The organism is Haloplanus litoreus, from assembly GCF_045690335.1.
Lineage (GTDB): Archaea > Halobacteriota > Halobacteria > Halobacteriales > Haloferacaceae > Haloplanus > Haloplanus litoreus.
On the sequence record NZ_CP147876.1, the window covers coordinates 22,331 to 41,150 of the forward strand.

17 protein-coding genes and 2 pseudogenes are annotated in these 18,820 nt (G+C 54.1%); 13 read left to right on the plus strand and 6 right to left on the minus strand.

Going from position 1 to position 18,820, the window contains the following annotated elements:
• Positions 1-134 precede the first annotated feature (134 nt).
• The gene (locus V8686_RS17895) at positions 135-1,493 is read left to right on the plus strand and encodes an AlbA family DNA-binding domain-containing protein (RefSeq protein WP_340696134.1); all 1,359 of its coding nucleotides are present in this window, start codon (positions 135-137) and stop codon (positions 1,491-1,493) included.
• A gap of 443 nt (positions 1,494-1,936) precedes the next feature.
• Here the strand turns inward: V8686_RS17895 and V8686_RS17900 are convergent, their stop codons facing one another.
• Positions 1,937-2,437 carry a hypothetical protein gene (locus tag V8686_RS17900; protein WP_379706991.1) on the minus strand — a complete coding sequence of 167 codons (501 nt, stop codon included), beginning with the start codon at positions 2,435-2,437 and terminating at the stop codon, positions 1,937-1,939.
• A 259-nt stretch (positions 2,438-2,696) separates the two neighbouring features.
• On the opposite strand from V8686_RS17900, the gene V8686_RS17905 reads away from it, so the two are divergent.
• From V8686_RS17905 to V8686_RS17955, 12 genes and pseudogenes are all read left to right on the plus strand, one after another.
• Positions 2,697-3,395: a hypothetical protein gene (locus tag V8686_RS17905; protein WP_340696155.1), complete on the plus strand. Its 699-nt coding sequence runs from the start codon at positions 2,697-2,699 to the stop codon at positions 3,393-3,395.
• Positions 3,396-3,491: 96 nt separating this feature from the next.
• Positions 3,492-4,019 (plus strand): hypothetical protein, encoded by a 528-nt coding sequence (locus tag V8686_RS17910; protein ID WP_340696137.1) that lies wholly within the window; start codon positions 3,492-3,494, stop codon positions 4,017-4,019.
• Between the two features lies 1 nt (position 4,020).
• On the plus strand, positions 4,021-4,878 hold the full coding sequence (locus tag V8686_RS17915) for a hypothetical protein (protein ID WP_340696156.1): 858 nt from the start codon (positions 4,021-4,023) through the stop codon (positions 4,876-4,878).
• Positions 4,879-4,929: 51 nt separating this feature from the next.
• Positions 4,930-5,436: an AAA family ATPase gene (locus tag V8686_RS17920; RefSeq protein ID WP_340696157.1), complete on the plus strand. Its 507-nt coding sequence runs from the start codon at positions 4,930-4,932 to the stop codon at positions 5,434-5,436.
• The gene (locus V8686_RS17925; RefSeq protein WP_340696158.1) at positions 5,322-6,962 is read left to right on the plus strand and encodes a hypothetical protein; all 1,641 of its coding nucleotides are present in this window, start codon (positions 5,322-5,324) and stop codon (positions 6,960-6,962) included. The genes V8686_RS17920 and V8686_RS17925 overlap by 115 nt, the downstream gene beginning before the upstream one ends.
• Before the next feature lie 201 nt (positions 6,963-7,163).
• Entirely contained in the window at positions 7,164-8,090 is a 927-nt protein-coding gene (locus V8686_RS17930; protein ID WP_340696190.1) for a transcription initiation factor IIB, read from the plus strand.
• Between the two features lie 94 nt (positions 8,091-8,184).
• Positions 8,185-9,081: a biosurfactant protein 1 gene (locus tag V8686_RS17935; RefSeq protein ID WP_340696191.1), complete on the plus strand. Its 897-nt coding sequence runs from the start codon at positions 8,185-8,187 to the stop codon at positions 9,079-9,081.
• A 112-nt stretch (positions 9,082-9,193) separates the two neighbouring features.
• On the plus strand, positions 9,194-9,382 hold the full coding sequence (locus V8686_RS17940) for a hypothetical protein (protein WP_340696140.1): 189 nt from the start codon (positions 9,194-9,196) through the stop codon (positions 9,380-9,382).
• Positions 9,383-9,561: 179 nt separating this feature from the next.
• Positions 9,562-10,800: an RNA-guided endonuclease InsQ/TnpB family protein gene (locus V8686_RS17945; protein WP_340696159.1), complete on the plus strand. Its 1,239-nt coding sequence runs from the start codon at positions 9,562-9,564 to the stop codon at positions 10,798-10,800.
• 371 nt (positions 10,801-11,171) lie between these two features.
• Positions 11,172-12,158 carry a hypothetical protein gene (locus V8686_RS17950; RefSeq protein WP_340696160.1) on the plus strand — a complete coding sequence of 329 codons (987 nt, stop codon included), beginning with the start codon at positions 11,172-11,174 and terminating at the stop codon, positions 12,156-12,158.
• Positions 12,159-12,214: 56 nt separating this feature from the next.
• Positions 12,215-12,289: pseudogene (locus V8686_RS18490) on the plus strand (DUF6735 family protein); the annotation flags it as partial.
• Between the two features lie 75 nt (positions 12,290-12,364).
• Positions 12,365-12,781: a hypothetical protein gene (locus V8686_RS17955; RefSeq protein ID WP_340696143.1), complete on the plus strand. Its 417-nt coding sequence runs from the start codon at positions 12,365-12,367 to the stop codon at positions 12,779-12,781.
• A 99-nt stretch (positions 12,782-12,880) separates the two neighbouring features.
• Here V8686_RS17955 and V8686_RS17960 read toward each other — a convergent pair whose 3' ends face one another.
• The 5 genes and pseudogenes from V8686_RS17960 to V8686_RS17980 form a co-directional block, all read right to left on the minus strand.
• Positions 12,881-14,917, minus strand: coding sequence for a PAS domain S-box protein (locus tag V8686_RS17960; RefSeq protein WP_379706999.1), 2,037 nt, complete (start codon positions 14,915-14,917; stop codon positions 12,881-12,883).
• 309 nt (positions 14,918-15,226) lie between these two features.
• Entirely contained in the window at positions 15,227-16,294 is a 1,068-nt protein-coding gene (locus V8686_RS17965; RefSeq protein WP_340696145.1) for an ATP-binding protein, read from the minus strand.
• Positions 16,295-16,325: 31 nt separating this feature from the next.
• Positions 16,326-17,818, minus strand: a pseudogene (locus V8686_RS17970) (ATPase domain-containing protein).
• Positions 17,818-18,246, minus strand: a complete 429-nt coding sequence (locus tag V8686_RS17975) for a HalOD1 output domain-containing protein (protein WP_379707002.1) — start codon at positions 18,244-18,246, stop codon at positions 17,818-17,820. Before V8686_RS17975 ends, V8686_RS17970 begins: the two are co-directional and overlap by 1 nt.
• Positions 18,176-18,787 carry a response regulator transcription factor gene (locus V8686_RS17980; RefSeq protein ID WP_276278835.1) on the minus strand — a complete coding sequence of 204 codons (612 nt, stop codon included), beginning with the start codon at positions 18,785-18,787 and terminating at the stop codon, positions 18,176-18,178. Before V8686_RS17980 ends, V8686_RS17975 begins: the two co-directional genes overlap by 71 nt.
• Positions 18,788-18,820: the final 33 nt, after the last annotated feature.

The window sequence follows — 18,820 nt, forward strand, 5'->3', positions numbered from 1 at the left end:
TCGCTTCGCTGCGCGCGCAGCCACAACCGTAGTTGAATGCTGTACCTGACGGCTCCGTCGGTTTCTCCTGTGAGCAGCATCAGCGTTTATTTTGCAGGATATCCCGACAGCCGCTGAGATATTCGAGATAGTAGATGGACAGAGATAGATACAAATCTGGTAACTTCCTGTACTTTAGCACATTCATGAATAAGGAGGAAGCGTTGGAGTTGATCGATAGGCTTGGAGGCGACGAGCAAGCCTGGGTCGACCTCAAATCCGATTACTACATCAAAGGAAACCTCTATCTTGAAGCAGAGTTTGTCAAAGATGTACAATCTCTTGCCAATGTTTTAGATGCCAGAGAAGACCGCTATCTTCTAATCGGGTGTGATGAGGATGGTGGCGTAGTTGGCGTATCTGAAGGAGCTGAAGATGAAGATGCTGATACACGACATCTCCTTAGTTTCGAAGCCGATGACCTTCAAGACATAATTGATTCCAGACTCAGTCCTGGTCCACAGCTTTCGCTACACTCCTTTGTGGAAGATGGATCCAAGTTTGCCGTGTTGGTCGTAAATCGTGTGAAGAAGCCGCCTTGCGTTACGACGAGTAAGCTGGAGGATGATGAAGGTAGTGTTGAGCTCCGAGAGAATGAAATTTGGGTTCGGAAGTCGTCTGGGAAAAAGGAGGTCGACCGGGACGAATTTGAGTCTATTGTCGAATATAGAATAGAGCAAGAGCGAGCGTCTCTGATGAGAGGGATTCGTCGGGTAGTTGAGCTTGACCCTGAGTCAATTGCCACAATCGGAGACCTAGAGCCGAACGAGAAGGCAGAAGCTGATATTACGTTCTCCATTGACGAAGAGGGGGATTACACAGTTTCCAGCGAAGTCACACGAGACTCATTTACTAAACTCTCTCACGATCTGGAGGCAGACATCCACCGTAGGGATAGTAATCCGGAACACTACACTTCTCTCTATGACCTGATGCGGTATTATGCTGGGTATGATAAGCTCGGTCTTGACGACGATGCTGTCCGCCTTCTGGCTGAGAGCGCGTTAAAGAATTGGATTCCCGGTATTCTCTGGTTAGATCAGGCTGAACCAGACCAGGCAACGGAGGTTCTACAGACTGTACCTGATGAGCACAGCATTAGAACAACTGTTTGTAAGCTGCTGGTTTTGACGGGTGACAGGGATACTTTCGACCGTTATCTTTCGGAAAGCAGTAGTATAAGTAATCCGCGATTTGATGCAGACAATTATCGGGAGCAGTTTGGTCAGTCGGTCGATTCCCAATTAGATGTTATGGGAAAGAATTTGGACCGGGTGGAATACGAGGACTTCGATTTGGAGTTAGACTACGAGTCTTTTGATGATGACGAGCTACGGACTCTGATTTCGGAGGTCGCGTCCGTGTGGCTGGAGTGTGATGATGACGACACCTGCAAAGACCTGAAGTACGCTTTAGTGAATCTGGAGCTGGCATTGGGAACCCGAATTTTCTAACGATTGTAATGCCACTCAAAACAGTACGACAATTACTAATATTCAAATAGAAAACAGATAATCCGTTCGACTATACGCCCACCCCCAATTATACAAATAGTTCAATTTGTCCGGGGTAGGGTCGGCACTCGAAGGAAATATTACGTCCAGTCGTTTAGGAGAAAGTATCGGAAGTCACGAAATGGTCAGCAGGGTCGCGTGGCAGGGCTGAGGTTCGACTCCTCAGAGGCGTATGCCACAAACGGCAGTTCCCGAGGACCCGACCCGGTAACCAAGATTCTGACCATGACAGGAACAAACGCCCTCGCGTCGATTATCGCAGGTACAGTTCTGACGACTTCCGCACCCACGGTGGCGGTTAGCATCGTGGCGCTGTTCGCATTCAGCGTCATCATGATGCGGACGCCTTCTCTCGGGGCAACTGCTTGAGTCACATCTCCACTCTATGTGCCGCCGAGTCCTCGCTTCCGTGCGATCCAGAAGATAAGTGCTTCCGGCGGATACTGGATTCGGATACGGATCTTGCGGAGGAGTCCGACTTCGGATTCTTCTTTGACTTCCTCCAGAACAGACCTGTATTGTGAGATTCCGATTTTAGAGATAGCGAATAGCTCAGCTAGGGTTTCGTCGATCCAGCAAACCAAAGTGAAGGGGATGATGGCTCCCAGAGAGACTCCGAGTGCGACTGCTGTGTAGACAGGAATCATCACAATGGACGGTGCAGATTCGACTGCTTCCAGCAGGATGCTCGGTGATGCTATCATACCTGCGATGAGGAGTAGTCCCGAGCTCAGGTAGATCGCCCAAAACAGGGTTCTTCCCATTGAACCCACTTGGTCGTGTCCGACCTCGTGGAGGAAGACGTAGTCAACGACATCTTTTGAGAAATCGTCTTTTGCTTGTTCGTTCATCAACAGGGTTCCAAGGGGAGTGTAGTCCCCCATTCGCTTGCTGTCGTTGCGGAACCAGTATACTGTCCGTGTGATTCCTCCCGCGGTGTATTCGCTTGTGTTAGTTACTCCGCCACGAATTTTCGCGTAGTAGTGAGTCAACTCAGACTGAATTTGACCGAACACGGCTACAGAGAACCCTCTTTCCAGCATATACAAGAGCCTGATATTTAAGCAAACTGACGGAGGAATCAGTCATAGCTATTCTTTCCAACGGGTTAATGGCAGGCGCGTACATCATCTACTGCTGAAAATGCCTGATAACCGGTTTTCTCTTTATCTGGACTGCTTCACGTTTGGCGGTCCGCCTCGACGTATCTTCTACGCTGTTATCTTGGAAGGTGTATTCCTTCTCGGTCTTTTCAGCTTCACCTCGGAAGGATTACTGGATACCAGTGTAGTGCCACAGTTTACAAAGGTGCTCACTGTTGCCGCCGTTGTAACCGGTCTCGGCGCGTATCTCATATCACGGAGTGCTGCCAAGGACTCGTTCTCCCCCATTCTACACACGGATTTTGTCCCTGGTCTTATCGCAGCAGGTTACCTACTTCTTGGTGGATCGGCGACTGGAATCGGGTTTTTGCTCCATACCTGGGTTTACCAGACGCCGCTAGCCCCGACCAACCAGGAGATCTGGGTGGGTCTTTGCATCGGTGTTATCTTCGGATTTTTGATTCTGTTCTACTTCGACCGTTACGAAATCGACGCCCCAGATGACTACTACCAGTTTGAGGAGGCCTCTGAGGGGGTAATCAAGGCGAAGGAGTTCCTAGAGAAAACCGAGCTACCGCCGATCGATTTGACCGGGAGGTACAAAGCACTGGAAGAATCGATGCAGGAGACTGCGGATGTGCTTAGGAAGGCGAAGACTCAGGACGGAGCAAGGCAGCTCAGGATGTTGAGGCTTGTTTGGATGATCTCCATGGTCGACCAGAGCCATCGAAGCATCTGATCGCCGGAGATTCGCAATCCCCAAACCAGCAAGAATTAAAAGATCGGAGACAGGAGCTTAAGTCAGTAATTAAGCGGATAAAGAAGATAGCCAATCATGGATGAACCTGTAGATGTCGAGTCTGTCTGGCCTCATACGGAGATGGTTCTGTTTCTGATAGACTCAGATACCTGCTTTGGTGAACCGGTGGGCGATATCATGGAAGAGGTCGTAGACTGTGAGCACGTAAACGGCGAAGGCCGACACATCGATAATGACCTCTCGGCCGACACTCATCGGTTGCCCAAAGCCAGTATCGAGAGAGACAAGGAGATCATCCCTAACAGCTTGATTCTGGTTCACTGTGACCTAGTTATTGGAACTAAGATGGAGGACTATCTCAATGGTACAACAATTCCTAAATCCTCCCGCATAGTAGCCATTATTGACGATTCAGAGCACTCGAACCCGGGACAAAAACTCGATATGATTCAGCGTCCTATTGAAAGAGCTTCATCGAAGGAAGAAATCATGGATGAGGCCAGGGACTACTTCAGGACGATTTGCCCGGAGTGCAGCGGCCTATCTGCTCGTTCCTGGGTTTTCAAATGGTGCGAAGGTGCCTACCACAGGGTGGAGAATTAGCATGGCTCGCCACGAAAAAGCCTTGCTCAGAGTGTCGCAGTGGTTGGATCTTTCGCGTACGGAGCGGCAGGAGTTCGTTGATACCGCTCAGAGGATTTCATCTCGGCAGGAAGCCGCGTTCAGCCAGTACGATGAGGAGTATTTAGAGCACCTGAAGCAGGATGTCTTCACCCACGAGGAGGTACTCAGCTACCTGGAGGAGGCTGGCATCGGAGAAGACGTCGTCCAGGACTTCAGTTCCGGAGAGATTCCTTTCGACGAGGTCTACCAGAGCTGGAATGAGATCCGGTACTCGGTTAACGAGATTCTGGATCTAACGATGCTGCTTAAACTGGTTCACTCCTGCTCGGAAACCCTTTCTCAAGGGATTGACAGCCGGTACAAGTTCCAGAAACTGGTCTACCTGGTGAACCAAGAGCTCGCAGACCAGAACCGAATGGACCGAGACACTACGCCATACGATCACGGCAAGTTGGAGAAAACCGGATTCCGCTACACATACCGGATGCGGAGCTCCGGGCCTTTCGCCAAGACATTGGAAGAGGATAAACGCCGGCTCTACGCCTCTAACCTGATTGATGAGGAAGTAATGGCGAAGGTGGAGACACCGGAGATAAACGAGGAGAACTGCCGGTACCGGATCACACTGGGACGGTCGGGTGAAGTGGTGATGGACCGTTTCGCTTCCCAGCTTGAATTATTGGAGACAGAGGTCTTGTCGGACTGGGAGGATACAATTGACCACGTCGTCCTCCAATTCGGTCACATGACGGTGGAAGAACTCCACGAATACATCATGGACTTGGACCCGGTCAAGGAAGCAGAGGAGCGGGACCTGCTGCTAAGAGGAGACGAGTGACGTATGATTCTGAACCTTGGATCACGATTTCTGCTGGAGGAGAGATAGGCCATGTCTGAACCCATAATTAAGGAAGAAGTCCAACAGTCGATACGAGAAGATGAGGGAATCGACGACGAGTACGTAGACGAGTTCATCGACATATTGGACGCTAAATACCGGGACCTCGAGTTTGACGATGAGCTGGTCTCCTTGACCCGGATGGATATTGAAGGGTTCAAAGTCATCGATGAGTTAGACGTTTCCATTTCTGACCGGGCCACCATCATTCACGGACGAAACTCGAAAGGGAAGAGCAGCTTCATTGAGGCCACCCGGTTCAACCTTTTCGGCAGAGACAATGACGATCCATTGATCACGAGACCGATTAACCGGAACTACAAGAAGCTGAAAACCGACGGGTACTGGCGGAAGGGCCGCCGCAACTACCAGTCCACCGGGAGATGGAGCGGAATCAGAGCTATGAAGGCCACAATAAGCCCAACGTCATCGAAAATCCGGGGGACAGTGAACACAGCGAGGCGGAGCAACGCACCCAATCAGAAGTCGACGACCTAATCGGCATCACACCGCTGTATGAGCAGGGTTTCGACCGGTTCAACATATTCTCCTTGTTCAGCATTATCTCCGGTGACCTTCGCAGCTTCTATGGTTGGGACGAGGCCGCGGATCTGATCGATCTGTTGTTCGGTATCAAGCTCACCAAGGTGGATAGGGCGATACGCAGTGAACTTGAGGAGTGCAAGTTGGAGGACGAGGAACAGGAAGCGAAGACTCGGTTGCTGGAGTACAAGCAGCGGGCTAAACGGATCAATGACGAAATCCAGGAACTGCGGCAGGAGCAGGAACAGGTAGAGGACCAGCTTTCTGAGAAGGTAGAAAGACGGGAGGAACTTGACCGGCTTCTTGATAAGAGCGAGGCGGATTCGGCTCTCTCCGAGAAAATCGATTTGAAGGATGAGATATCGGATATTCAGTCTCGTCTCCAAGAGAAGGAGGACGAGTTCCGAAGTGTGAAACAGGAGATATCTAAGTTAAAGGATGAGACCGCAACCGACGAGATTGCCCCTGCTTTACAGGAAATTCAGCAGCTGATCTCGCTGCCGAACCGGTGTCCGGTCTGCACCCGCGATGTTGACCCGGAGCAACAGCAACGTTTCAACGACCACGGTGACTGCCCGCTCTGCGGAAAGGATGTTCCAGACGACCGTTACGAAACGGTGTCCGAGGTTGACGAGGAAGGTGAGGTAATTGAGCGGGAGAAGAGGCAGGAAGAACTGGAGGAATTGGAGAGCCGGCAGAGGACACTGGAGGGAGAGATTGAGTTCTTGGAAGAGGAACTGGAGGAGAAGAGGGACCAACTTGAAACCGTAAAAACGCGGGAAGAGCAATCCGGCTTTGCAGAGTACAAGCGTGAAAAGGAGAAGATAGAGCATGAAATCGAAGATCTGCGGGACAAGAATACTTCCCTCGAACTCAGTATCGACGCGAAGAAAGGCTCGTTACATGGTGTTGCCCGGCAGGTGTGGGAGTGGAGCCAGATTGACGAGGAAAGACAGAGGAAGGAGCAGCGGATGGATGCGTTGGAGTCCTACCAAAGCATTATATCCGAGGAGCGGAAGGAAGCCCGTCGACGGTTGAAGAACAGGCTGGAAGAGCGGATGGAATCTCTCTTGGAAATCTTCACACGCGGCACCTTTGCCAATGCCACCGGTGTCCGCTTCGACAGAGGTAATTCGTACAGCTACACGATTCACCGTACAGACAATACGCAGAAATCACCAGGACTGTTGGGACAAACTGATGCAGAGCTCCTTCTGCATATGCTGCTTTTCCACACTACGGTTTTGGCAGAGTTGGAGGAGGAGCGTGAGACAGTTCCGCTCAAACTGCTGCTGATTGACTCGCCCTACGGGAATGGTCCGGACGATGAGAACGCAGCGGACGTTACAGACTTCTTGTTGGAACTTCCTGAAATCCTGGAAAGCTACCAGCTAATCGTGGCGATGGCGGATTCAAACCTAACCGGCCGGGATAAGCTGGCGGAATCCTACGCCTTGGAGCCGGTTGAGAAACATATCTGAAAATTTGATTCCCGTATAGGCCCGGAAAGGGGAAGCAGCCTCGGCGCACATACCCTTCATTACGTTTAGGGGGACTAGGACGTCGTAATTCAATCCCGTCAAATCTCTCAATAGGTTCGGCAATCCCGCGTAGAGTTTATTTCCCCCTCAATGGGTGAGGGGCTCGCTGTACTGGCGAGTTCCCGAAACACGGTGAGAACGATGGCAACTAGAGACATCTACGAGAGCGGATTCGACGAAGACGTCCGAACGGAATCGAGTGCGAACCAATGTCCCGAGTGCGACGGACGGGTCACCACGAACGCGGTCGAAACGGTCTGCGAGGACTGTGGCCTGGTCATCGACGAACAGCGAATCGATCACGGGCCAGAGTGGCGAGCGTACGACGACGAGGAGCGCGAGCGAACGGGTGCCCCACTCACTGCGGCCCGTCACGATCGCGGCCTGTCGACGGAGATCGGTCGCGGCACCGACGCGAAGGGGAACGAGATCGCCGGGCAGAAGCGACGGCGACTCGCGCGAATGCGCCGCGAGCAGACCCGTGGTCGCTGGCGGTCGAAAGCAGAACGGAATCTCGCCCACGGCTTGGGCGAAGTGCGCCGGCTGGCCAGCGCGCTCGACCTCTCCGATTCGGTCCGCGACCAGGCGTGCCAGCTCTTCCGGAGCGCCCAGAACGAGGATCTGCTTCGAGGCAGGTCCATCGAGGCCATCGCCGCGGCCAGCGTCTACGGGGCCTGCCGGTGCAACGGCCTCTCGCGGTTAGTGGACGACGTCAGCGAGATGGCCCGCGTGGCGGAGTCACGAGTCACGAACGCGTACAAAACGCTGAACGAAGAGCTGGGCCTCCCCGCTGAGCCCGTCTCCCCCAGCATGTTCGTGCCGCGCCTCGCCTCGGACCTCGAGTGTCCGGACGAAATCCGACAGCGGGCCCGAGCCCTCGCGGAACAGGCCGAGGAGCGCGGCGTCACGACGGGCGTCCATCCGGCCGGGTTCGCCGCGGCCTGCCTCTACAAGGCCGGTCGCGAAGAGGGCCGATGGTTGACGCAATCCGAGGCCGCGGACGTAGCGAACGCCTCGAAGGCGACTGTTCGGGCACACCGGGATACGTTGGAGGAACGGGTCGCCTGAGGCAGTCCACTGTCTCTCCGTCTGTACTGCACATCGGTCTATCCACGCTACGATTTAAACACGAAGACGAGCCATGTTCTCTGTAGACTGCTCTATGAACGGTCGTTACTCCGACTTTGAGGAATTGCGGCCGACTGGCGAGGCGTCCCACATTCCGGACACGAGGCTGGACGACGGCTGTGAGGGTGCCCCCCGGCGGCAACGCGTCGCGACGAGCTCTGGTGGCTACCCTGATGCGCCGACGGCCGCCGATGGCGAGTGCAAGTCGTGTGGGGTGTCAGTCCCAGACGGCCAGACGAAATGCCGGTTCTGTCTCTCTAACCATCTCGGAGGTGACGCCACTAGCACGAACGAGGCAGCGTCGACGACGTGCCTCGGCATCGTCCACCTGATTGTCGAGTCGACCACGTTCTACGGCGCCGTGGCAAAGGGCGGCGCCGCGGCGAACCTCCTCTCTGCCAACGAGGCGGAGCCGGCCGTCGACGACTACACGCTCATCTACGATCTCGATGAGGCGCCGGCGCGCCAGCTGGCCGAGCAATGGCCCTCACTTCCCGACGCGGTACAGGTGTCGTCAGAGGAGGGAGAGCGGCTTCTCAGTGCCGCCCGTGACCGGACTGGGTGGCACGGGAAGGGAGCGTCGGAACGTCCGGAGCAGGCCCCGACGCGCCTCTACGACCAGCGTGGGGACGGCATCCGCGGCGCGTCGCGTCTCGACGCGGTCCTCGACGACGCCGTCGACGCGGTGTGGCTGGTTACAGCGATGGCGCTGACCGAGTCTACTGGCGAAGCTTGGGCTGATCGGCAAGAGTCGTCGGTACCGACGACGCAGGAACTCGACTGTCAAACCTGTGAACGGGCGACCGACCATCGGTTCAAGACCCACGAGTCGGTCCCGGATGAGGCGTGGACGGGACAACCGATCTGGGAGTGTCGGGTGTGTGGCTCGGCTCGCTACGGACCCAGCAAAGCGGGTCAGGACTCGCCTTAACCAACATCGCGACATAGAGATACACCAATGTTGGTTAACGAGCAGACCCAGTCCGACAGCTACCCGCAGCCGGAGAGGTTTCTCTGCGCCGTGAATCGGCGAGGCGCTTCACATGGACCCACGCAACACGCCCGGATATCGACTGTATCGCTCACTCACCAATCTCAAGCGCATCGAGACGGCCGGACTCGACGACGCCGATCAGGAGCGGATCGAGGCAGCGAGGACACTCCTCCAGAACGTGAGTCTACTCACCCAACCACAACACAGCGAGGACGCCGATATACAGGTCGAGTCCTGAGCGGCGTCGCAATGAGCAATTTGGGTGGATCGGGTCGGAGAGTGTTTATCGCCCCCATGAGGGGTGCGGGGCGAACCAGTCGTGGACGGCCTCCGTGGGGCAAACCAGATGCGGGCGAGTTCGATAGCGCGCTGGTGAGGCCTCCAAGACGACCAGTCAGTATCAGAGGGTGATGAGTCGTGACTGAACTCACAAAAACGCTGGAACTGAAACTGGTAGATCCGAACGCTCACAAACGGGAGAAACTCCGTGAGACACGGGCGGCCTACCAGCAGGCGCTCCAAGAGGCCTTCGACGCCAACTGTTCCACCTTGGGGGAAGCGAACGACATCGTGGGTGACTATCAACTGAGCAGTTACGCGAAGAACGCTCTGAAGCGGTATGTCCCGCAGCTAACGACGACGTATGGGGCAAATAAACTCAGTGACGATCACCCTGTCCGCTTCACGAACGAGGGGGTGAAGATCGACCACAAGCCCGAAAACACGATCGAGTGGTACGTCAAAATCCCACACCATGAGGACTACCACCTCTGGGTACCAGCACAGCCGAACCCTGAGCAACGGGACTGGCTTGAAGCAGTGATCACTGGCGACGCAGACGTGGGGGAAGGTCGTTTGCTCAAGCGGGAGGGAACGTGGTATTTCCATCTCATCGCGACCCGTGACATCCCGCTCAACTCCGAGGTTCCCGCCGAAGAACGTACCCCCATTGGCGTCGATATCGGGGAAGCAAGTCTCGTCACGGTGTGTCACCGCGACGAGCATGGGTCCCCGACAAACCCTGAACTCTGGACGGATGAGGGGAAGACTGTTCGTCGACTCCGCAAGCGCTACTTCACCACGATGCGGCGACTCCAGCGTCGCGAGAGCGAACGGATTACAGACACCTTTGGCGACGAGTTGTGGGCGCAAATAGACGATATCCTCCACACGGTCACCAGGGAAGTGGTAGAGTACGCTGAGTCAGTCGAGTCGCCGGTTCTCGTGCTCGAGGATCTCAGGTACATCCAGGAGTCGATGGACTATGGGGACTACATGAATCGCCGGCTTCACGGCTGGGGATTCGCCAAGCTCCACGCACAGATTACGTATAAAGCGGTTGAGAGAGGGATTCCCGTTGTCACAGTCGATCCGCGGAATACCTCTCAAGAGTGCCATGCGTGCGGTGAGAGGGGAGCCCGACCTCAACAGGCGACGTTCAAATGCTCCAACGACGCCTGTTGGATCGGAGAGTACCAGGCAGACATCAATGCCGCACTCAACATCGCAGATCGCTACCTCAGCGGAGAGAGTCGTTCTAGAGAACACGAGAACGACGATGACTCGGCTGAGGATGGGGCCTCGTTGACCAGGCCACAAGACAGCCAAGCCGATGCTGAAACCCAGCAGGCGACGCTTGGAACGTATGCGTCTTGAAACCGTCAAGCTGAGCGGTTGCTCAGCTTGAAATCCTGTGGCGGGATTTCTACATCTAACTGATGTGGGCGGAGGTCAAGGGACATCGCGCACTCTTTCCACTAGACATACCAACGTCCTCCCTCGTGGATTACGACGTTTTATGAGAGAGTATAGACGGTCAATCCCGCTCGATACATACGGCTATGGATATCACGGATACCGTCGTGAAAGAGGGTACGAACCCATCGTCACGTTGTTTTCGGCAACGTTGAACAGTATAACCACAGAGGGCTCAGGCGGTTGCCGAAACGGTCTGAACGAGGGAAATTCCTCCGGGACTTTTGTCCGACGGGAATGTTTTAGGAGCAGGTCGCAAGTTACAGCGCATAATGGACAAAATACCGTTGGAAGAGGTACTGGAGAAAGACCTCGCCACAGCGGTTGATTTTGAAATTACTCTGGCTGCCCTTCTCTCTGCAATTCTCCTGATTTCACCCGGGGTTAGTGATGTCCTTCAATTTCCGACAATAGCGGTAGCACTCCTTTTGTTGGTTCTGACGCTACTGCGTCAAATGGCCATCATCAGTCAGCTTTCGCGTACCGAGCTGATTCTGGATAAGACATCTCCACCACTGGTAATCGCCACCACCTACGCCGTTCTCTACACGACCCTCTGGATTGGAAGTGTTGCTTCGAATACCCTTCCTATACAGCCACTGACAATTGCACTTCTCATATCGACTCTTACACCCCCGATTTTGATTGCTTTGTACGAGTTCTTCTACCGCGATTTTATGCTGACTGTCTCAATAATTATGTATAACCGATACGTGGATTTGGATGATTCAAAATTCAAGAACAGAGTAGCGAGGAGACTAGGTTCGTGGCTTGGTAGATCCGAACTTTCTGTCGACGAACAACCGCCAGAAATAGACCGGATTCGAGACGTCGGTGAATCTTCACTGGATGATGTGAACCTGGGAACGCGAGTCGGTACTCGGCTAGGAGTTGCCATAGCCCTTGTCTTGTTCATAGGATTACTTCTGCTACCGGCTGCCGTCGTGGTTTACTATGTGTCTGCGCCTGTTCTTCACTTGATTAAACTCGTGATACTGGCGTTGGGGCTTGCGGTGAGCACAAACTTCGTTATCGTTCTAGTCCGCTTCCTGTTCGCGCGATTCGGACGGGACGACTTCGATATGAGCAACTGGCGGTACTTCCGGTACTCACTCATAATATACATTCTATTCGTCCCACGATTACTCTCAGAACAAGGGCACTCAGTGAATACAGACCTCGTGACCGGGTTAGCCATTCTATTTGTGTTTGGTCCGATTGCCCTCAGAATGTGGCAGTATAAGCGCCAAGAAGGATGACGAGGCGAAGGACATCAGTCACCGTCGGTTCGGACACAATAGAGCATCCGAAGTCGGTCGGAGACCGGCAGGAGCTGCTCATTCCGACCGGAGAATCACCCTTCGAGAAGGCGAGCCTCAACCACTCATAGTTGGATCTGCTTCGTGGCAACTGCTGTTTTTCAGGGGGCCGGAATGGGTGAGCCCCGCCATAGGCTCGAGATCCGATGTCCTCAGATGACAACCCGTTCCACGACTGCGAGCTGGATCCCGAGGCGATTCTCGGAACACACACCTTCGAAGACGTCCTGTTCACCGACGAGACGGAAACCCCGGTGAACGTGCTCACCGGCGAGACGCCGGCACATTCGCAAGCAACCGTCGAGGAAGCGAAAGAGTTCGCTGCGAGTATCGACACGGAGACGCCCCAGATCGCGCTCCCCGCATCCGTCGAGTCGCAGGTCGAAACACAGAGCAAGCCCTACACGGCGGCCGCGTTCTTCCACTTCAAGGCGACAGGCTCGCTCGAACGCCACCGTGCTTACCACGCCGCCTACGAGTCGGACGCGTTCGCCGTCGACTTCGAGGCAGATTACGCGTCGGGCGACCTGACCATTACTGTCGAACGAGCGGACGTATCCTGAAAAATGGGGGTAGAGAGTGGTTTTACTGGACTGTCGGGGAAAAACCTGGCCGAGCATCGATGAATCCAAACTATTCTTTTCACATCACCAATCCGCAGATCAATCTCTAAGTGGGACAGTAACCGTTACGAGACTTCCATGCGGGTTGGCATCTTGAATATCAATAGAACCCCCAAGTTCTGACACGACCCAGTTGACAAGCCATAGCCCCAAGCCATTTCCATGAAGCAGTGGGGACTCCTCACCTTCCCGTAGCACCTCCCGTTCATTGCTCGGAATCCCGGGGCCATTGTCCCGAACGACAACTTTCCCATACGGCGCATTCCGATTGCCCTCTGTTTCCATTGTTACGGATACCGACGGTTCCTCCGCATCATTATGCTTGAACGCATTCACCACAAGTTCCTGAATCGCCGTCTTTAGCTCCATATTAGCAGTGAAGGACGTTTCAGGAATTGAGGTAGTTAGCTTGTCTTCAGGGACCGCAGCATCAGCCAGCGCCTCCTGAACGACTTCGTCTAGAGAATGCACTTCCTGATCAGCAGATTCCTCAGTAAATGTACTTTCAATACGGCGTGCCTGCTGGCTTATTTGAAGAAGATCGTCGACTGCTTGAGAGATCTCGGTGAGTGCAGATTCCTGTTGGCTCGTTCCGGATTCGGCCAGCAGGTCTGCATACCCCTCGATAACGTTCAGTTCGTTTCGTAAGTTATGACGAAGGACACGATATAACACTTGGAGTTGCTGCCGCCGGCGTCGTTGTTGCGTTATATCGGTGTTGACAGCAACAAAATAGTCGATATCGTCCGATCCCATCGTGATCGGTGCGATGGTCTGGTCGATATACTGGCGTCGACCATCTTTGCGCCGATTGATGAGTTCGTTCTCCCATGTCTCCCCAGATAACACCGTCTGCCAGAGATCGCGATAGAACTCCTTATCGTGCGCTCCAGATTTCAGAATCCGTGGATTCTTCCCGATCACCTCCTCCCGGTTGTACCCCGTCATCTCGGTGAAGGCAGAATTAACGAACTCAATCGTCCCGTCCGGCTCAGTGATATAGATCGCGTGTCCGGCGTGTTCAACTGCCTGTTGGAATATCTGTGCTTCTTCGCGGGCCCGTATGTCAGCAATTGCGCGCCCGATTGTATTTCCGAGATGAGAAAGAATGTCCCGTTCTTCGCCGACAAACGCGTTCTCGCGTTCGGTGTATAGGTTCAAAATCCCGTAGATTTCGTCATCGTAGTGAATTGGGACAGCAGCAGTCGCTCGGACTCCAAACTCTGCTAACGAATCACGCCAGGGCTCCATATCGGATGCTGTCGATACGTCTTGGACAGTACAGACGGACAGTGTTTCGAGTGCCTGGCCAGTAGGACCCTGGCTGGTCTCCGTTCCGTCGGTCGTCACGCTAACGTGGTTGAGGTACTCCGCCGCCTTCTCTCCCGTTGCCCGGGGCTCAACGCGAGCGTGTTCTTCCGCACTCTCACCTATCCAAGCGAACTGATACGCGTCCGACGCGGACAGGTTTTGACAGACGGCAGTTTCGAGCTCGTCTCTACTCGAGGCCTGAACAACTGCTCTCGTCGTCTCGTGGAGTGTCCGGTTGATACGATTTAGTTGTGCAAGCTGGTCCCGCTGACTCTCCAGTTGCCGAGACTGCTCCCGGCGCTCTGTTATGTCCCGGATACAGAACACAACTCTCGAGCTATCTTCTACATCCAACATACTCGCTGAGATCTCCGCCTCGATTTTAGACCCATCTTTAGTCGTACAAACAATATCCTCAGTTCGGCCACGCCCCTCAGTTAGCACACGCTCTATGAACTGCTCATAGGCGTCGCCGTTTGTTGGATGCAGGTCCGTTGAAGCGGAAAGTGCCCGAAGTTCTGACTCAGAGTATCCAAGCACCTCCCGGGCACGAGGGTTGCAGTCAAGGACCTGATCCTGTTCAGCATCAATAACGAGCATCGCATCGTTGACTGATTCGAAAACGGCCCTGTACTGTTTCTCAGTTCTTTCCAATTCGCTGAAAGGTTCTTCGAGAGCCGTCGTCGCTCCAGTAAATTCTTGAGACGGTGTTTGAGCGGTGACGGGTCGATTGGAACTGAAACCGTCTCGTCGATAATCTCCCATACTCCGCCTTCGAACGAAGAATCATCCGTACTGTGAACGAGAACGATAGGATGGAAGGGCGGTTCTTCTCTACCTTTTCGGGACTGAAGCCAGTCGCGATGACGGGCGAGTGCCGGTTCATCAACGAGAAGGATATCCGCTTGGGAAGATCCTCCCGACGGTGAAACACCACAGGGTGTGAACTCAGACAGCTCCCGAAACCACTTGGTTAACTGGCGACGGTTCTCGTCGTGTTCAAACAGGAGCCCAACCACAGCGGACTTCCCAGTCGGAGTTGAATCCTCCTCAGCTTGCTCATCGTTGTCCATCTTACGAACCCCCATCGGTCCCGGCGGACTCAGAATCAGGCTGTTCAAATAATACATCAGTGACCTCAAAACGCGCACCGCCAGTATCGCTCTCTGTTACGGAAACGGTCCAGTCGTGTGCATCTGTGACCTGTTCAACGATGGAGAGCCCGAGCCCGGTGCCGTCTGACTGTGTACTAAACCCGGATTCGAAGATGCGTTCCCGTTTTGCTTCCGGGATTCCATTCCCGTCGTCGGCAACGTAGAACCCATCCGCAAGTACTCCGATAGTGACTGTTACTGGTCTCTCGTTGTGATCCTTTGCGTTTCGAAAGAGGTTCGTGAACAGCTCCATCAACGCACTTCGGTTCGCCCGAATGGAACACTGTCCATCGATTTCAACGACTAATTTTGATTCGCCCGAATCGAATTCATCCCACGTTTCTCGGGCGAGTGTATCTACTGAAACCAATTCAAAATCAGACGCCGAATAGTCCTGGCGGACGAGCGTCAGTACATCGCCGAGGAGGTCCTCAATACGTTCAAGTGCCCGTGCAGTCCGCTCGAAGTATTCGTCATCGCCGTCCTCACGAGCGAGTTCAAGATTTCCCTGAGCGACACTCAACGGGTTGCGAAGATCGTGTGAGAGGATACTGGCGACCTGTTCTAACTGTCGACGTTCCCCATAATCGACCGACAACCGGTACAACCGAAGAAGCGATTCGATTCGTGGTCGGAGCTCGGCCATCGAAATCGGCGTCGTGATGACATCGTCAACGACCTCCCAGACCGACGGGTCAATACGCTTGACATCACTTGAAGTGACGAGTAAACACGGGCGGATTATCGGTTCTGATGCTGTGCGTACAGCCTGGAGTTCTTCGTAACACTGTTCGAGTCCTGGTTCGTCGACGATATAAAGTGCAAACTCAGACTCTGACAGTATCGAATCAGCGGTTGTAACGTGGTAGTCTGACTGTAGCTCCCTCGCGAGCATCTGTCGATTGTTCTCGTGGCCAAAACAGAGGAAGACCTCTTCGTCTACATCGAACTGATTAACCTCGACAGGAGTGCCGGATTGCTTCGGCATCAGATTCCCCACCCCAGAATCACGTCGAGCATTAGCCCTCTGTCGAGGCATCATCGGTCCATTCCGGTGTCCCTGAGAGAATCCCACGAAGTCCCGTCAACGGGTCACCCACTTCGAGGCCGTTCTCCGTGATCTCGAGTTCGCGAAGCGAGCGTTCGAAGTCGCTTGTCCGCTTCTTGAGAACGCCGGCAACCTTGCGGAGCTCTCCACCGTATTCGATATGACGGAGGAACAAAATATTGTCCGCGAGATAGCTCACGCCTGAATCGGTCGCACTGAACTCCTCCATTAACGTGCTTGACTCGTCAACGAGGATTACAGTCACCCCCATATTCGTGAGATACCGACACAGTGCGTGGAGTTTTCGTGTGAGGTCCTGTTGGTCGCCCTGGATCGAGATCTGATACCCCCTAATCCCATCGATCATAACAATATCTCCCCCGTCATCCTCTATCTCTCGCCGGACTGCCTGTGCGAACTGCTGCGGCGACATGTCTAGGGGCTCTAGTTCTTCAAGCGCTGTGTCCCCCGTTCCTCCATCTCTCGAACGGGGATATCGATCGCCTCGCACCGAGTTCGAAGCGTTGCCGCACTCTCTTCGAAGAGATACATAAGCGACCGCTCACCGCGCTCAGCGGCTTCCTTCATGAAATGCGTCCCAAGCGTCGTCTTCCCCGCACCGGTGGGTCCGCTAATGATGGTGACAGTCCCTCGTTCGATACCTCCATTTAGCATTTCGTCCAGTGCAGGTACACCCGAGGAAATCGCTTCTGATTCGAACTGCTTGTCGTGCTTGCCGGGATGAAGTTCTGGGTAGACTGCAATACCCGCGTCAGTGATTTCCATCGCGTGATGTCCGTCCTGAATCGAGGAGCCACGGAATTTCGGCACGTCGATGGTGTGGCCCATCGCCGAGTCTCCGAGTTCAATCGTGCCGTCACTCATAAATTGTAAGTCGTCGTCCGGCTTTGCGTCGGTGGCTTGTGTCGTGAACAGGACTGTTGCCCCATTCTCGCTGAGCATCCGCATGAACGAGAGCGCCTGTTTCCGAAACTGGTACTCATCGCCAGTGAGGTATCGGAGCTGAGTGATCGGATCGACGAACACGCGGTCGGGTTCCAGTTCGGTTACTTTGTCCGAAATAGATTCAACGAACGGATCCCGTTCCACCTGACTCGATTCAAAGATGTCGTACCCCTGGTCGTCTGTAAAGAAGTCAGATTTGGGACTCAAATCCAGGAAGTCGATGTCCGTAAGGTCAAAGCCGAGCTGAGCCCCGTTCTGTTCGATATCTTCAATTTCCTCTTCGAGGTTGATGTACAGCGACGTCTCGCCGTTCGCAGCACCTGTAGTGAGGTAGTGCAACCCAAGAATGGTTTTCCCCGTTCCTGGCCGCCCGCGAACCAGGTAACTCCGCTCTGGAATAAGTCCGCCACGGAGTATTTCATCAAGTCCGGAAATTCCAGTGGAAATACGACTGACTGTTCCCTGCTCCTTCGTGGTTGTATCAGTAGTGTCGTTCATTATGTTTCTGAGGCCTCTTGTTTGGAGGAGATCACGATCTCACCGTCAGCGTGAACCGTCACAAGAAATTCACAGTATGGAAAGATGATTCGGCCGGCCCGCCGGTCCCGCTCGTTGTTTCCGATTGGCTCAAAGAGTTTGTCCAGGGCGTCCGTATCGACTCTGTCAAAGAGCGGAGGGCGACCTGTGGAGTCAACATCGGATATCGCCTCAATGATAACGGCAAGCGTCGCACTGAGCGACTGGTCCGATTCCCACTCATGCGCTGCGAAATATGTCTCGGTCGAACGATGGTACCGGACGCGAGCGGTCTCTGTTTCTATAATCTCATCCGCTTCACGATTGGGCGTCTGATTATTATTCACCATATGAATCACCCCCAGTATCGTCTCCGAGTCGGCGTACGATTTCGAGGAAATCCCTGTCATCGAATTTCCCGTTCACCTCCGCCGCAGTCTGTTCAAGTTCCTCAATCCGAGTTTCAAGCCAAGCAAACTCCTCACTCGACGAACGTTCTGATTCGCTGAGCTCCGACTCTAAATGAACTCGTTTCCTCGTGAGCGCGTACAGGTCCCGAACAGCCCCCTCGTAGTTCCGCTGGTTATCGAGTCGGCGGACTCTTTTGAGAAGTTCGTCCTTCTGGATTGGTTTGACGAGGTAGTCGTCCAGTGGCATCTCCACGATGTCGATATCTGGATTGACTGCAGTAACCATCGCCTGACGACACTTTGGATAGTTCCGGGAAATCCAATCAAGGACCGCATCACCGGACTCATCCGGGAGTCGGCGGTCGATGAGTGCAATATCTACGTCTTGATCAAACTTATCACGTGCTTCAGCTGCGGTATACGCGGTTCGAACGCTGTATTCGTCTGAGAGCCAGACTGTGTATAAATCGGCAAGCCCTTCTTCGTCCTCAAGAACCAGTACGGTTGTCTGGCTGTCGCCAGATTCTGGTGAAGTGGACATAAAGGGATGTATGCCAGTCGTGGATTTCCAGTG

What these genes read in the sequence shown, in the direction of transcription:
- V8686_RS17950 (WP_340696160.1), top strand. Translation starts at nt 11,172, where the DNA reads ATGGACAAAATACCGTTGGAAGAGGTACTGGAGAAAGACCTCGCCACA.
- V8686_RS17925 (WP_340696158.1), top strand. Translation starts at nt 5,322, where the DNA reads ATGGAGCGGAATCAGAGCTATGAAGGCCACAATAAGCCCAACGTCATC.
- V8686_RS17940 (WP_340696140.1), top strand. Translation starts at nt 9,194, where the DNA reads ATGGACCCACGCAACACGCCCGGATATCGACTGTATCGCTCACTCACC.
- V8686_RS17920 (WP_340696157.1), top strand. Translation starts at nt 4,930, where the DNA reads ATGTCTGAACCCATAATTAAGGAAGAAGTCCAACAGTCGATACGAGAA.
- V8686_RS17895 (WP_340696134.1), top strand. Translation starts at nt 135, where the DNA reads ATGGACAGAGATAGATACAAATCTGGTAACTTCCTGTACTTTAGCACA.
- V8686_RS17955 (WP_340696143.1), top strand. Translation starts at nt 12,365, where the DNA reads ATGTCCTCAGATGACAACCCGTTCCACGACTGCGAGCTGGATCCCGAG.
- V8686_RS17910 (WP_340696137.1), top strand. Translation starts at nt 3,492, where the DNA reads ATGGATGAACCTGTAGATGTCGAGTCTGTCTGGCCTCATACGGAGATG.
- V8686_RS17905 (WP_340696155.1), top strand. Translation starts at nt 2,697, where the DNA reads ATGCCTGATAACCGGTTTTCTCTTTATCTGGACTGCTTCACGTTTGGC.
- V8686_RS17900 (WP_379706991.1), bottom strand. Translation starts at nt 2,437, where the DNA reads ATGGGGGACTACACTCCCCTTGGAACCCTGTTGATGAACGAACAAGCA.
- V8686_RS17930 (WP_340696190.1), top strand. Translation starts at nt 7,164, where the DNA reads ATGGCAACTAGAGACATCTACGAGAGCGGATTCGACGAAGACGTCCGA.
- V8686_RS17980 (WP_276278835.1), bottom strand. Translation starts at nt 18,787, where the DNA reads ATGTCCACTTCACCAGAATCTGGCGACAGCCAGACAACCGTACTGGTT.
- V8686_RS17965 (WP_340696145.1), bottom strand. Translation starts at nt 16,294, where the DNA reads ATGCCGAAGCAATCCGGCACTCCTGTCGAGGTTAATCAGTTCGATGTA.
- V8686_RS17960 (WP_379706999.1), bottom strand. Translation starts at nt 14,917, where the DNA reads ATGGGAGATTATCGACGAGACGGTTTCAGTTCCAATCGACCCGTCACC.
- V8686_RS17935 (WP_340696191.1), top strand. Translation starts at nt 8,185, where the DNA reads ATGAACGGTCGTTACTCCGACTTTGAGGAATTGCGGCCGACTGGCGAG.
- V8686_RS17915 (WP_340696156.1), top strand. Translation starts at nt 4,021, where the DNA reads ATGGCTCGCCACGAAAAAGCCTTGCTCAGAGTGTCGCAGTGGTTGGAT.
- V8686_RS17975 (WP_379707002.1), bottom strand. Translation starts at nt 18,246, where the DNA reads ATGACAGGGATTTCCTCGAAATCGTACGCCGACTCGGAGACGATACTG.